We start from the raw sequence: 13,676 nt of genomic DNA on the forward strand, positions 1-13,676 counted from the left end.
CCGCTCCTGAAACCACTGCTTACCAGGCGACCGTTTCGGCGCGCCCACCCCGTATCACTTCGATACCGCTTTTTGTACTGTTTGTAGTGCCAGCCACGCGCGTCGGCGGCAGCGGTACATGCGGCAGTGCCGGTTTCGCGGCGGCGCCCGAGCCGCTCGCATTGGCGGTGCCCGACAACGTGTCGAGCGCTACGCCGGCTGCGGCGCGCGTCGAATCCCGCAGCGGCTCGGACGCGCCCGCATGCGCCGCCGTCTTCAGCACGCCCGGATAGGCCGGCAGCATGGTTTGATCGATTACTTCGGGATCCTTGGGATTGCGCAATGCGAAGATCAGACGGCCGGCGCTCTCGGCGAGCGTCAAACGGTCGATATCGGCGACCGGCACCGCCAGCACCGCAGTGCGGACCATGCCGTTCGGATCACCCGCGCTGTCGCCGCTCGCGGTCGCATTGCCGAACGCGAGCACGCGCACCTTCGACATCAGCAAACGCGCCTGGGTCCGATCGATTTCACCGCCGTTACCCAGGCTGCCATCGCGCTTGAGCGTGAAAAACACGTCGACGAAATTGCCCGGCCGCAACCGGTTGCCGACCGCGTTGCCTTCGTCTACCCGGACAGCAAGCGCGCGCTCGCCCGGTTCGACGCGCTCGGCGAGTCCCGAGGACAACTGGCTTTCCAGCACCGGCGATTCCGCGCCGATCTCCGCGTTCGGCACGCGGCCGGCCAGTTGCGTCGGGTCCGTGAAGGCGCCGTTCGGATTGATCGGCAGCGACTGCACGCGCAGATCGTCGACGGTGATGGCTTTGCCTGCCGGCAACGTGTGAGTCGCCACCACCACAGGGAAGCTTGCTTGCGCGGCGGGCGTGACCGCCGCCGGCGCCGGGCGGCGCGACAGCGACCACGCGAACAGGCCGAGCACGAGCGCGACCGCGATCAGGACGCCCGCAAGAATTTTGGTCAGATTCGGCATGAAGATTGACTGCTTCGGTTAAACAAGGCCATGCCGTGCGCGCGTTCGATCACACGTGGACGGACCAGGAGGTCGAAGGGGCTGGGTGCCGGCGCGTGCGTCACTGTATGTTCTCCGGATTGAGCTGGACCGTGGCGCTGCTCGTGAGCGTGTTCGGCAGCGCGAATCCCAGCAATGGCAAGCTCGGTACCAGCGGATTGGTTTGGTAGTCGTAGCTCACCAGGACATTCACGCATTGCATCGCGTTGTTCGGCCCGCATGCGTTGGAAGACGGCGTGCATTGCATCGACTGGACGAGTGTCGCGGCTACCAGCTTCGCCGCCGCGCAGGCCGCGTTGCCGCGATTGGTCAACGCGCTTTGCATCGAGGTGTTGCTCTGCCAGTTCAGCGCGGCGCGTGCGCCCTCTTCCGCGGCCATTGTCAGATTCTGCTGTGCGACGAGAATCAGACTGAACGTGACGATCGCGTACAGGATCGTGAAGAACAGCGGGAACACCAGCGCGAATTCGACGGCCGTGGCGCCGCGTTGCGCGCGCGCACGGCGCACGTCGATGCGCCGATGCGGCGAGCACGCGCGTGGTGTCATGACGGTTTTCATCGAACGCTTCCGGCCATGCCGTGCAGAACGAGCCAGCCGCTCGCGGCCACGGTGAGACACGCAGCGTAAGGCGTGGCCGCTTTGCCGGCGAGTTCGAACGTGGCGCCGGATCGACGGGCCAGGCCGGCGAGCCGCGTGCGGGTGGTAATCAGAAGCCACGCTGCGTGCAGACCGGCCGCGAGACTCGCGGCCATCCATAGACCGGGCAGCGCGTGCATGCCGCACCATGCGCCGAGAACGGCGAAGACTTTGACATCCGCGGCACCCATCACGCCGAGCGCGAAAAACGGCAGCAATACAGCAAGACCGATTACTGCGCCAATGCCTGCCTGAGTCAACGAAATGCCGAAAGGCCCGCATTGAAAAAACGCGCAGCAAAATGCCGCCGCCAGGCCGGCGACAACTACTGAATTGGATATACGCCGCCAACGGCAATCGCTAATTGCGACAGCCACTGCCCACGCGATAAATAACAAAATGCCCACGGAAACATTCATCTCGAACTCGACAGGCGAAGCTGCGCCATGTGGATTGCAATGCAATCCACATTAACGATTCAGCGATGCGTTATTACGCCCACGAAGCGGGCGGACGTCGAAACGCCGGCTGCTTCGCGCAGCGCTTACGGTTTGCCTTTACGGTCCGGTCTTCGTGGTGGACGGCGAGATTTTATCCGCGACTTGCTGCAAAACATTGGAGACGTTCGTGCCGACATTCGTCACCGCGGTAGCGATCACGAGCACGACGAGGCCTGCGATAAGGCCATATTCGATAGCCGTTACGCCTTTGTTATCGGCCAGAAAGCGTTGTGCGAATTTTTTCATTTGAACCCTCGAACTTCATTTATTTCGTTCGTATACGTTCTGCAATTCTCGACCATGTGCCTTGGATGCGCGGACCGTTGAGCTCTCATTCCCAGTCTCGTTTATTGCATCGCAGTGCCATGCCCTGCAGCCGCCCTTCATTAAAACACTGACGCATGAGTTGTCTGTTCGATAACCCACCTCCGTCATCAATCTTCAATGCTTTCGGGTTTTATAGCCGAACAATCATTTTTAAGCAATTGTCCGCTGCGCCGAATCTCATCCCGTAGGCATTTTTACCACTCACTCTAGTTAACGGCAGTTCGTGCGTTGCAGCACATAGGAATAACCATGAGTTAGATTCGCTCCACTAATTATTCGTTTGAACAGAACGTTTCAAGCGCACCCACCAGTTTCGGCCGCCCGCGTTACGCCGTACATCGTAACGGCGCGCGGGGCTCGTTACGTTACGCCGGCCGTGCGAACGCGCCGCGCAGTGCCTTATGTGAGCGCAATCTCGTTTAGCGCACGCTCCGTCAGTTCCTCGCAAAGCCTTATCGCATATAGCGTCGCGGCTCGCGCCGAAAAAGTCCTCGCATTGTTCAGCCGAAATGGCACGGCTCGTGCAGAGACAGGCACGCAGCAACATCCAATAACACATGCGATGCGAGGGCGACATGAACATTCAAACGACCAACACGACAGTACGGGCAACCCTGATTGCAGCCGGCGTGGCTGCGATGCTTTCTCTTGGTGCTTGCGGAGGCTCCGGCAGCCTGAGTTCCGGCACCGGCAGCAGCGGCAGCGGCTCCGCCGGCGGCACACTTTCCACGACCGGCAGCGGCTCGACTGGTGCGGGCGGCTCGGGCTCGGGTGCGGGCGCAGGTGCGAACACGACCACGGGCAGCAACGGTTCGGGAACGGGCACGGGAACGGGTACAGGCACAGGAACCGGTACGGGCACGACCCCCGTCGCCAACGCGCTCGGCACGGTAGTCGGCAACACCGGCGGTGTAGTGAGCGACGCCGGCTCGGCGGTCACCGGCATCGGTACCGTGATCGGTTCGCAGACGTTGCCCGGCGTCAGCTCGCAAACCACCCAGTCCGCCGGCGGCATCGTGCAACAAGTCGGCTCGGCCGTTTCGACGCTCGGCAACGGCGTGTCGCAAGGGCTCGGTCAACTCGGCACCGGCGGCAACGCGGTCGGCACGACAGTCTCGAGCGTGGGCGGTGTGCTGAATCATGTCGGCGGCGCAGTGACCGACACGGGCAACCTCGTGACGAGTCTCGGCAGCGGTCCGCTCGCTCCGCTGTCGGCGATCACCACGCCGCTCGGCGGCGTCGTCAACACGCTCGGCGGCGCGGTCGCCAACGGCGGCAGCACGCTCACCACCGCCCTCTCGACGGGTCCGGTCCAGCAAGTCACGCAAACCCTCAGCACGGCTATCACGCCGATCACGTCGATGGTCGCCGCGACCACGCAAACGGTCGGCAATACCACGGGTCTTGGCGCGCCGCTCAACGGCCTGCTCTCGACGGTCGGCAGCGGACTCGGCAAGGCCGGCGCCCTGTTGACGGCGACCGGCGGCAACCCGGTCACGGCCGCACTCGGCCATACGGTCACCGACACCGGCACGACGGTCGCTTCGGTGGGCGGCTTGCTCACGGGCGGCAGCGGCGGCAATCCGCTCGCGCCGCTCGCCAGCGCGCTCGGTGGATTGACCGGCGGCACCGGCAGCGGCCCGCTTGCACCGCTCACCAGCGCACTCGGTGGATTGACCGGCGGCACCGGCAGCGGCCCGCTCGCGCCGCTCACCAGCGCGCTCGGTGGATTGACCGGCGCCGTCGGCGGCGCATCAAGCGGCGGCAGCCCGCTCGCTCCCGTCACCGGCTTGCTCTCTACCGTGACAGGCAGCCTCTCCGGCGCGGCCGGCGGCAGCAGCGGCCCGCTCGCACCGGTCACCGGCTTGCTGTCGGGTGTCACCGGCACACTCGGCGGCGTCACCAGCACGGCGAGCGCCGCGCCGACCACCACGACCGCCGCCGCGTCCACCAACTCAGGCGCGGGCCTGTCGCTGTCGACCAGCACGGGCAAAGGCACGTCGAACAATCCGCTCGCTCCAGTGACGTCGCTCGTCGGCGGCCTGCTCGGCGGGTTGGGCAAGAAGTAAGCAGGCCTCTCAGGAACAGCGAAAAACCGTGAGCGAGACCCGGCCGGAGCGCGGCCCGCCAGCTGCGTCCCGGCGCTTCCCGAAAGCTGGCTGAACTGGGCCGCGCCGCTCAGACATCCGTTGCAACGGCGCACTGACACCAACGCACACGACATCCAGAAGACACAGAGGAGCACACATGTCCACTCAACGGTTTTTCTCTCTCCCTGCGACGTGCGCGACGGTGTCGTCGTTGCGCGCGCCATTGATTGCCGTGGCGGCCGCCGGCTTGCTCGCGGCGTGCGGTGGCAGCACCGTCAGCGCGCCGCCCGCCACCTCAAGCACCGGCAGCGGCTCGGGTTCGACCGATACCGGCAGCGGCACCACCGCGAAGACCGGCACGACCGGCGTCGCCACCGCAGCCGCCCAGACCACCAGCGACCTGGGCACGGCGATCGCCTCGCAGACCATTCCTGGCCTCAGCCCGCAAGTCACGCAAGGGCTCGGCAACGCAGTGTCGAGCACGAGCGGCACGCTGAACTCGCTGGCGGATGCTGTCAGCAACGGCGTCGGCCAGACCGGCACGACGGCCAATCCGGTCGGCACCACGGTCGCCGGACTCGGCTCGGTGGTCGGTTCGACGAGCGGCGTCGTGCAAGGGCTGAGCACGGTCGTCGGCGGCCTCGGCAGCGGCAAGCTCGCGCCGCTGGCGCCGCTCACGACACCGTTGGCCAGCACGCTCTCCACCGCTGCCGGCGCACTCAACGCCGGTGGCGCGACGCTCGGCAGCGCGCTCGGCTCGGTGCCCGTGCAGCAGATCACTCAGCCGATCAGCACCGCCATCACGCCGATCGTGACGACGGCAGGACTCGTCACGCAAGCAGTCGGTACGCAGACCGGCCTCGGTGCGCCGCTCGGCGGCGTGCTCGCGAAAGTGGGCGGCGCATTGAGTTCCGCGGGCTCGCAAGTGGGCGGCGCCACGAAGAATCCGGTCGGCGGCGATCTCGGCACGCTGGCCGGCTCGTTCGGCAACACCGTCACCAACGCAGGCGGCCTGGTCAATCCGAATGGCCCGAATGGCGCGCTACCGATTCCCGGACTGCTGACGAGCCTCGTCGGCGCCACGAGCGTGAGCGTCGCCAATGGGCCGCCCGCCAGCAGCAATCCGTTCGGCCCGCTGCAAAGTTCGCTGGCGAGTCTTGGGCTCGGCAGCGATCCGCTCGGCTCGCTGTCGACGCTGCTCGGCGGCACGCCGCTGGCCGGACTGACCTCGGCGCTCGGCGGCACGCCGCTGGGTTCGCTGACTTCCTCGGGCTTGAGCGGTTCGCCGTTGAGTTCGTTGAGTTCGGCATTCGCTGGCTCGGGTAACGCATCGAATCCGTTGTCGACGTTGACGGGCGCGCTCTCCGGCGTCACGAACGGCGGCTCGGGTTCGGGCGGCAGCGGCCAGGCGCTCGCGCCAGTGACCGCGCTGGTCGGCCAGTTGACCGGCACGCTCAGCTCGGCCGCAGGTTCGACGAGCGGCTCGGGCACGGCGACGAGCGGCCTGACGACCCTGCTAGGCGGTCTGACGCCAGCGAACCATAAGTAGTTAGCCTAACTATTCATTCGCTGCGGCGTGCATCAGCCATCCGGTGAGAACTCCCGTGCGGCTGTTCATTGAATGATGCAAGCCGCAGCGAGTGACGCAATGCGCACTAACAGTCCGACTCGTCACGTGCTTCGCGCGGTTGCCCAGAGCGCTCAAGCCCCACTTGGTACGTGACGTAATACACGTAAGCCGCACTATACGTCGAGCCGCACATAAGGGCTCGCGACCCGCCCGGCCAGGCGGTGCGTCCGCTACACACAAGAACGATATACGAGGAACATCCGATGAAACTCGGGTATAGCAGCCTAGGGACCGTGGTACTCGCAGCATTTGCGGCGGGCACTCTGCCAATGCAAGCGCATGCGCAGTCCCGCCCTGGCGGCTCGGCGGTCGGCGGCAATCCGCTGGACTCGCTGCCGCAGATCAAGGCGCCCGACAAAGGCCCGAACGTGACCGTGCAGGTCGCGCCGCAAGCCCCTCAACTCGAAGAATTGCTTGCGCGTCATATCACGCCTTCGCGCGTGCAGGTGGAGGGCGTGAAGTCCATTCCCTTCGACGATGTCGCGCAGCGCTTCACGCCGCTCGTCGGCAAGAACACGACGATCGGCGATCTGATCCAGGTCGCCAACGGCGTCACGAAGCTCTATCAGGACCGCGGTTTCGCACTCTCGTTCGCCTTCATTCCGGCGCAGACATTCGCAGACGGTGTGGTGCGCGTGACGGTGGTGGAAGGCTACGTGTCCGCGGTCAAGGTGACGGGCAAGGCCGGCGCCGTGGAAGACAAGATCCGCACGGTCGCCGATCACATCACCGCCGACCGGCCGTTGCGGCGCGCTACGTTCGAGCGCTACATCAACGTGCTCGGCCTGCTACCAGGCGTAAAGGTCGCGGCCAACGTGCCGCCGCCGCAGAACACCGACGGCGCCACCACGCTTGAACTGAACGTGGAGCGCAAACCGTTCGACGTCAGCACCGGGATCGACTTCAATCACCCCGGCGTGCAGGGGCTTCTGAGCGCCACTGAAAACGGGTTGACCTCGTTCGGCGAACAGTTGAGCGTGTCGGCCTTGCTGCCGAAGGGGCGCGATAACGTCACCTATCTCGCCGCGCATGGCGCGGTGCCGATCGGCAGTAACGGGCTGATCGCGAAGATCGACGCCTCGCACTATCGCGGCAATCCGACCGACAATCCCGGCCTGCCCTCTTCCATCGAACGCACGGTCATCAATGACAAGATCGGCGGTTCGCTGGCGTATCCGATCCTGTTGAGCAACACGCAAAGCGTGATCGGCACGGCGTCGGTCTATGCGTCGCACGACGAGGATCGCTACCACAACCACGACACCGGCGCCCAGATCGGCTTCCGCTCGCAAGTGCGAGTCATGCAGTTGCAGGCCGATTACACCAGCGTGCAGACGAGCCAGGTGCGCCGCGCGAGCGTCAACGTGGCGAAAGCGTTCGACATTCTGGGCGCGTCCAAGTCCGGCGACTCGAATGTGCCGGGCTCGCCCGTCACCAATCCGGCGTCGATCAACTTCGTGCGCACCGGCGCGAGCTTCTCGCAAACCAACGAGTGGCCGTTGAAGATCGGCACGGCCGTCTCGCTGACAGGCCAATACAGCGGCGTATCGCTGCCGACCTCCGAGCAGATTTCGTTTGGCGCGCAGCGTTTCGCGCAGGGCTATCAGCCGGGCGAGGCATCAGGCGATTCGGGCTGGGGCGCGATACTGGAAGTCAACCGTGCGTTCACGCCGGGCCTCACCTATCTGCGCACGCTCACACCTTACGTTTCGTTCGATATGGCGCGCGTCTATCTGCATGCGGGCACGCCCTCGCCTTCGAAGCTTTCGTCGATCGCGTTCGGCTTCCGCATCTCGGATGCGAAGTACTACAGCCTGGATCTCTCGGTGGCCAAAGCAATCGGCGACGCGCCGGTGGAAAGCGCATCGCGTAGTCCGCGCATCAACGCGACGTTCTCGTATCAGCTGAATTGATCGGTGGAAGTGCCGCGTCCTGATTAGAGTATCCACTATCAAACGACGCGCGCACTTTCACGTATTCTGCGCTGACGACGTGTCACCGGCGGCGGGCAAACAGCAATCCACAGGCCGCGGGCGGCACACGAGGGCAGCAGAAGTCGAACCTGAGGGGCCATGCAAGGCATCACGGCGGCCGTGATCTGAAGACCGCCCGAGATGCCAATAACGCCGCGCGACCATGATCGCGCCGTCTTTAATCAAGGAGGAAGACAATGATGCAATTCACCCACCGCGCGCGCGCAGTCGCGCTTCGCACAGCCCGACATGCGGCGCTCGCCGGAGTCCTGCTCGCCAGCGCCGTGACGGCCATGGCGCAAGCCGACAGTCCGGTCGGCACCTGGCAAACCATCGACGATCATACGGGCCAGCCCAAAGCGCTCGTGCAGATCTCGCAGGACGGCAGCGGCGCGCTCAGCGGCAAGGTCATCAAGGGTCTCGGCGCGAACGACCAGCCGGATCGCCGCTGCACGGCCTGTACCGACGCGCGCAAGGATCAGCCGATTCTCGGCATGACGATCCTCAGCGATTTGAAGAAGGATGGCGACGCCTGGGATCACGGGCAGATTCTCGACCCGGAAAATGGCAAGCTCTACAAGTGCAAGATGCACCTGGAAGACGGTGGGAACAAACTGGTCGTGCGAGGGTATATCGGCGTGTCGCTGCTGGGCCGCTCGCAGACGTGGATTCGTCAGCAATGATGCGCGGGTAGCTCGGGGCTCGTTACAGAGCCCGCATGGAACGAAAAAAAACGGCCGACGATCGCAATCGTTCGGCCATTTCTTTTATTGGAAGACGCTGCGTTGTGTGGGTCATGCAGCGTGTTTGAAGGGCGAATGGAACGGGAACGGCGAGGACGGCAGTGGCTGGCTGGTGGGCGGGCTGTACACCGCTGGTGCGACAACCGGAGCCTTTTCAGCTTCGCCGCTCTTCGGTTTCTCGTTCACGTGCGTACGCATGCGCGCTTCCATCAGGCCGCAAAGCTCTTCGCTCGCCGCGCCGAACAGTTGCTCCATGACGCGGTTGAGCACACCGGATTCGTACCACGCCTTGAAGCGGCGATGGCAGGTCTGGTAGGACGGGTACTTGCGCGGCATGGCGGACCAGGTGGCGCCGCTGTACATGACCCACAGCACGCCGTTGAGCACCGAGCGCGTATTGGCGAGCGGCCGGCCACGCAGTTCGGAGCGCGGACGCAATTCGGGAAGCAACGGTGCGACACGTTGCCATTCTTCGTCGTTGATATCACGGTAAGGATTCATGGTTTCTCCTTTGTCAAAACCTTGACAAAAGATATCCAGTCGTCCGCGCACGGAATATAAGACCAATCCGAATCTTGAAATTACGCCGGACGACGCCGCGCTGTCGGTGAACGGCGCGTGATCTATCGCAAAAGCGCCGCCGGCCACGGCATGCGGCGCCTCAGGTCAGCGACGTATCGACGATCCGCCGTGGCGTGTCGAGATATTCCTTCGATTGCATTTCGACGATGCGCGACACCGTGCGCGTGAACTCGTTAGCCATCGGACCATCCGTATACAGTTGATCGGGCGGCACCGCGGCGGACATCAGCAGCTTCACCTTGTGATCGTAGAACACGTCGATCAGCCACGTGAAGCGGCGTGCTTCCGAGGCCATGCGCGCGGACATCTGCGGCACGCCGGAGAGGACCACAGCGTGAAAGCGGCTCGCCAGTTCCAGATAGTCGTTCTGCGAGCGAGGTCCGCCGCACAAGGTCGCGAAGTCGAACCACACCACGCCGTCAGCGCGGCGCAGCGCCTTCAACTCGCGCTTTTCGATGTGCAGGATCGGGCTTTCGTCGGGCACCGCGGCGAGACGCGCGAACGCGTCGCGCAAGGCTTTGTCGGCGGCGGCGCCGAGCGGCGTGTGATACACCTCGACCTGCGCCAACGTGCGTTGCCGGTAGTCGATGCCCGCATCGACGTTGATCACGTCGAGCTTCTGCTTGATGAGTTCGATCGCCGGCAACATGCGGTCGCGATGCAGTCCGTCCGGATACAGCGTGTCCGGATCGTAGTTCGAGGTCATCACGAACTGCACGCCGTTTTCGAACAGCTTGTCGAGCAGGCGGTACAGGATCATCGCGTCGGCAATATCCGACACGTGGAATTCGTCGAAACAGATCAGCCGGTAGCGTTTGGCAATGCGGCGCGCGAGTTCGTCGAGCGGATCGGCCTGGCCTTTCAGATCTTCCAGTTCGCGATGCACTTCGCGCATGAATTCGTGGAAATGCAGACGCGTTTTGCGCTGCACCGGCACGATCATGTAGAAGCTGTCCATCAGAAAGCTCTTGCCGCGCCCTACGCCGCCCCACATGTACACGCCGCGCGGCAGGTCCGGGTGGATGATCAGCTTCTTGAACGCGTTCGAGCGGCGCGACTTGTATTCGACCCACTCTTCATAGCACCGCTGCAGACGGTCGACCGCCGCGCGCTGCGCCGGATCCGATTGGTAGCCGCGCGTCTGCAGTTCTTTTTCGTAGTATTCGGTGACGTTCATCGTGTTGCTGCAAATAGAAAGGCGGGAGGGAGTGAACCCGCCCGCCTTCGTGGTAATGCCGGAGTACTGTCAGTCAGGCGTGCGCGGAATTACATGTTCAGCGCGCGCTTGTCCACGGCGAGTGCCGCTTCGCGCATGACTTCCGACAGCGACGGGTGCGGATGGCAAATACGGCCGATGTCTTCCGACGCCGCCTTGAATTCCATCGCCACCACGGCTTCCGCGATCAGGTCCGATGCGTCCGCGGCGATGATGTGCACGCCGAGAATTTCGTCGGTCTTCGCGTCGGCGATCATCTTGACGAAGCCTTCCGCCTTGTTGATGCCGAGCGCGCGGCCGTTCGCCATCATCGGGAACTGGCCCGTCTTGATCTCGCGGCCTTCGGCCTTGAGCTGCTGTTCCGTCTTGCCGACCCACGCGATTTCCGGTTCGGTGTAGATCACCCACGGAACGCAGTTGTAGTCGATATGCGGCTTCTGACCGTCGATGATTTCAGCGACCAGCACGCCTTCGTCTTCCGCCTTGTGCGCGAGCATCGGCCCACGCACCACGTCGCCGATCGCGTACACATTGGGCACCGAGGTCGCGCAGTGGTCGTCGACGTCGATGAAGCCGCGCTCGTTGGCCTTCAGGCCGATCGCTTCGAGACCGAGGTTGTCCGTGTTCGGCACGCGGCCGATCGACACGATCAGGCGGTCGGCTTCGAGCTTTTGCGCGTTGCCGTCCTTGTCCGTGTAGTTGATCGTCACGCTGTTATCGGTCGTGGTCACTTCGCCGACCTTCACACCGACGTGGATGTCCAGACCCTGCTTCTTGAACTGCTTGGCCGCTTCTTTCGCGAGCGCCTGGTCAGCCGCGCCGAGGAATTCCGGCAGCGCTTCGAGCACGGTCACGTCCGCGCCCAGACGGCGCCACACCGAGCCCAGTTCCAGACCAATCACGCCCGCGCCGATCACGGCGAGTTTCTTCGGCGTGGAGTCGAAGCTCAGCGCGCCTTCGTTGTCGGCGACGATCTTGTTGTCGACCGGAATATTCGGCAGATGGCGTGCCTTCGAACCCGTGGCGATGATCACGTTCTTAGCCGTGACCACTTCGGTTTCGCCTTCGCCGCTCACTTCGATCTGCACGCCGGCGTCCGTCTTGCCGGTGAACTTGCCGTGACCCTTGAGCCACGTGATCTTGTTCTTGCGGAACAGGAATTCGATACCCTTCGTCATTTTCTCGACGATGCCTTCTTTACGGGCCATCATCTTCGAGATATCGACCTGCACGTTCTCCACGGAAATGCCGTGGTCAGAGAGGTGATGCGACGCGTTTTCAAATTCTTCCGACGACGCGAGCAGCGCCTTCGACGGAATGCAACCCACGTTCAGGCACGTGCCGCCGAGCTTCAGCGTGCCGGCCGGGTTCTTCCATTTTTCGATACATGCGACGGTCTTGCCGAGCTGCGCTGCGCGGATGGCGGCGATGTAACCGCCAGGGCCTGCGCCAATCACGACGACGTCAAATTCTTTGGACATGACAATCCTTTTGATGGCGGAACGGCGCGCGGCCACGCTTCGTGGCGCGCGGCGTTCCTGTACTGCGGAATGCGAAAGACGTGATGCTTATAGGGCGTCGGTTTGCGCTAAGGCAAGCCGACGCCAGCCGAGCCGCGCTTACAGGTCGAGCAGCAGGCGCGCCGGGTCTTCCAGCGCATCCTTCATGGCGACCAGCGACAGCACCGCTTCGCGACCGTCGATGATGCGGTGGTCGTACGACAGCGCCAGGTAGTTCATCGGGCGGATCACGATCTGGCCGTTCTCGACCACAGCGCGTTCCTTGGTGGCGTGCACGCCCAGAATCGCGGATTGCGGCGGGTTGATGATCGGGGTCGACAGCATCGAACCGAACACACCGCCATTCGAGATGGAGAACGTACCGCCGGTCATTTCTTCGATCGACAGCTTGCCGTCTTTGGCCTTCTGGCCGAATTCAGCAATCTTCTTCTCGATTTCGGCGAGGCTCAGCTGGTCCGCGTTGCGCAGGATCGGCACCACCAGACCGCGCGGCGAACCGACTGCGATACCGATGTCGAAGTAGCCGTGATAGACGATGTCGTTACCGTCGATCGACGCGTTCACCAGCGGGAATTTCTTCAGCGCATGAACCGCGGCTTTCACGAAGAACGACATGAAGCCGAGCTTCACGCCGTGTTCCTTTTCGAAGCGGTCTTTGTACTTGTTGCGCAGGTCCATCACCGGCGCCATGTTCACTTCGTTGAACGTGGTCAGGATGGCGTTGGTTTGCTGCGACTCGAGCAGACGCTCGGCGATACGCGCGCGCAGACGCGACATCGGCACGCGTTGTTCCGGACGGTCCTTCAGCCATTGGTCAGCCGAAGCCGGCGCCTTGACGTCCGGCAGCGACGGCTTCGCAGCCTTCGGTGCGGCGGCCGGAGCCGGTGCCGGTGCGGCCTTGGCAGCAGGAGCGCCCGCGGTCAGCACGTCACCCTTGGTGATGCGGCCGTCGCGGCCCGTGCCGGACACATCGCCCGCGCCCAGGCCCTTTTCGGCCATCAGCTTGCCGGCAGCCGGCGAAGCAGCGGTGTTCGCACCCGTTGCAGATGCAGCTTGCGCCGCCGGAGCCGGTGCAGCGGCGGGTGCCGGTGCGGCTTCCGGAGCGGGCTTCACTTCGGCTTCGACAGCGGCGGCGCCTGCCTTGCCTTCGGTGTCGATCTTGGCGATGACCTGATCCGCCGTGACGGTGTCGCCGTCGTTCGCGATAACTTGCGCGAGCACGCCGGCCGAGGGTGCCGGCACTTCGAGCACGACCTTGTCGGTCTCGATTTCGATGAGAATTTCGTCTTGAGCAACCGCTTCGCCCGGCTTCTTCTTCCACTGGAGCATCGTGGCTTCCGAGACCGACTCGGAAAGCTGGGGAACCTTGACTTCAACAATAGCCATTATGAATATCCTGAATACGTATCGGGTGACGGCGCGCGATCCATGGACCCGTCACCGCCTGCG

The 13,676-nt window shown here is 63.9% G+C and carries 12 protein-coding genes; 4 read left to right on the forward strand and 8 right to left on the reverse strand.

Annotated features, from left to right (window positions below; translation table 11 throughout):
- Positions 1-19 precede the first annotated feature (19 nt).
- The 4 genes from cpaB to B0G82_RS18305 all read right to left on the reverse strand — a co-directional run bounded on the left by cpaB (position 20) and on the right by B0G82_RS18305 (position 2,392).
- Positions 20-970 (reverse strand): Flp pilus assembly protein CpaB, encoded by a 951-nt coding sequence (gene cpaB, locus B0G82_RS18290; protein ID WP_121308341.1) that lies wholly within the window; start codon positions 968-970, stop codon positions 20-22.
- Between the two features lie 100 nt (positions 971-1,070).
- Entirely contained in the window at positions 1,071-1,568 is a 498-nt protein-coding gene (locus B0G82_RS18295; RefSeq protein WP_121308343.1) for a TadE/TadG family type IV pilus assembly protein, read from the reverse strand.
- The gene (locus B0G82_RS18300) at positions 1,565-2,065 is read right to left on the reverse strand and encodes an A24 family peptidase (RefSeq protein ID WP_121308345.1); all 501 of its coding nucleotides are present in this window, start codon (positions 2,063-2,065) and stop codon (positions 1,565-1,567) included. The genes B0G82_RS18295 and B0G82_RS18300 overlap by 4 nt, the downstream gene beginning before the upstream one ends.
- A gap of 138 nt (positions 2,066-2,203) precedes the next feature.
- A complete protein-coding gene (locus B0G82_RS18305) occupies positions 2,204-2,392 on the reverse strand; it encodes a Flp family type IVb pilin (protein WP_106284581.1) in 189 nt (62 codons plus the stop codon).
- Positions 2,393-3,048: 656 nt separating this feature from the next.
- Between B0G82_RS18305 and B0G82_RS18310 the strand changes: the two genes are divergently transcribed.
- The 4 genes from B0G82_RS18310 (at position 3,049) to B0G82_RS18325 (ending at position 8,849) form a co-directional block, all read left to right on the forward strand.
- The gene (locus tag B0G82_RS18310; RefSeq protein WP_121308347.1) at positions 3,049-4,542 is read left to right on the forward strand and encodes a collagen-like triple helix repeat-containing protein; all 1,494 of its coding nucleotides are present in this window, start codon (positions 3,049-3,051) and stop codon (positions 4,540-4,542) included.
- Between the two features lie 178 nt (positions 4,543-4,720).
- Positions 4,721-6,112 (forward strand): collagen-like triple helix repeat-containing protein, encoded by a 1,392-nt coding sequence (locus B0G82_RS18315; protein WP_121308349.1) that lies wholly within the window; start codon positions 4,721-4,723, stop codon positions 6,110-6,112.
- A gap of 284 nt (positions 6,113-6,396) precedes the next feature.
- On the forward strand, positions 6,397-8,106 hold the full coding sequence (locus tag B0G82_RS18320; RefSeq protein ID WP_121308351.1) for a POTRA domain-containing protein: 1,710 nt from the start codon (positions 6,397-6,399) through the stop codon (positions 8,104-8,106).
- 257 nt (positions 8,107-8,363) lie between these two features.
- A complete protein-coding gene (locus B0G82_RS18325; protein ID WP_116142184.1) occupies positions 8,364-8,849 on the forward strand; it encodes a DUF2147 domain-containing protein in 486 nt (161 codons plus the stop codon).
- Positions 8,850-8,960: 111 nt separating this feature from the next.
- Here the strand turns inward: B0G82_RS18325 and B0G82_RS18330 are convergent, their stop codons facing one another.
- The 4 genes from B0G82_RS18330 to odhB all read right to left on the reverse strand — a co-directional run bounded on the left by B0G82_RS18330 (position 8,961) and on the right by odhB (position 13,613).
- Entirely contained in the window at positions 8,961-9,410 is a 450-nt protein-coding gene (locus B0G82_RS18330) for a transposase (protein ID WP_106284577.1), read from the reverse strand.
- Between the two features lie 160 nt (positions 9,411-9,570).
- Positions 9,571-10,668: a cell division protein ZapE gene (zapE, locus tag B0G82_RS18335; protein WP_121308353.1), complete on the reverse strand. Its 1,098-nt coding sequence runs from the start codon at positions 10,666-10,668 to the stop codon at positions 9,571-9,573.
- A gap of 89 nt (positions 10,669-10,757) precedes the next feature.
- Positions 10,758-12,188: a dihydrolipoyl dehydrogenase gene (lpdA, locus tag B0G82_RS18340; protein WP_116116667.1), complete on the reverse strand. Its 1,431-nt coding sequence runs from the start codon at positions 12,186-12,188 to the stop codon at positions 10,758-10,760.
- A 138-nt stretch (positions 12,189-12,326) separates the two neighbouring features.
- Entirely contained in the window at positions 12,327-13,613 is a 1,287-nt protein-coding gene (gene odhB / locus B0G82_RS18345) for a 2-oxoglutarate dehydrogenase complex dihydrolipoyllysine-residue succinyltransferase (protein WP_106284574.1), read from the reverse strand.
- Between the last annotated feature and the right edge of the window lie 63 nt (positions 13,614-13,676).

The sequence above is a fragment of the Paraburkholderia sp. BL17N1 genome (assembly GCF_003634175.1).
Lineage (GTDB): Bacteria > Pseudomonadota > Gammaproteobacteria > Burkholderiales > Burkholderiaceae > Paraburkholderia.

Coding starts and splice junctions, on each gene's coding strand:
- zapE (WP_121308353.1), bottom strand. CDS start 10,668: ATGAACGTCACCGAATACTACGAAAAAGAACTGCAGACGCGCGGCTAC.
- lpdA (WP_116116667.1), bottom strand. CDS start 12,188: ATGTCCAAAGAATTTGACGTCGTCGTGATTGGCGCAGGCCCTGGCGGT.
- B0G82_RS18325 (WP_116142184.1), top strand. CDS start 8,364: ATGATGCAATTCACCCACCGCGCGCGCGCAGTCGCGCTTCGCACAGCC.
- B0G82_RS18320 (WP_121308351.1), top strand. CDS start 6,397: ATGAAACTCGGGTATAGCAGCCTAGGGACCGTGGTACTCGCAGCATTT.
- B0G82_RS18295 (WP_121308343.1), bottom strand. CDS start 1,568: ATGAAAACCGTCATGACACCACGCGCGTGCTCGCCGCATCGGCGCATC.
- B0G82_RS18315 (WP_121308349.1), top strand. CDS start 4,721: ATGTCCACTCAACGGTTTTTCTCTCTCCCTGCGACGTGCGCGACGGTG.
- odhB (WP_106284574.1), bottom strand. CDS start 13,613: ATGGCTATTGTTGAAGTCAAGGTTCCCCAGCTTTCCGAGTCGGTCTCG.
- B0G82_RS18310 (WP_121308347.1), top strand. CDS start 3,049: ATGAACATTCAAACGACCAACACGACAGTACGGGCAACCCTGATTGCA.
- B0G82_RS18330 (WP_106284577.1), bottom strand. CDS start 9,410: ATGAATCCTTACCGTGATATCAACGACGAAGAATGGCAACGTGTCGCA.
- B0G82_RS18305 (WP_106284581.1), bottom strand. CDS start 2,392: ATGAAAAAATTCGCACAACGCTTTCTGGCCGATAACAAAGGCGTAACG.
- B0G82_RS18300 (WP_121308345.1), bottom strand. CDS start 2,065: ATGAATGTTTCCGTGGGCATTTTGTTATTTATCGCGTGGGCAGTGGCT.
- cpaB (WP_121308341.1), bottom strand. CDS start 970: ATGCCGAATCTGACCAAAATTCTTGCGGGCGTCCTGATCGCGGTCGCG.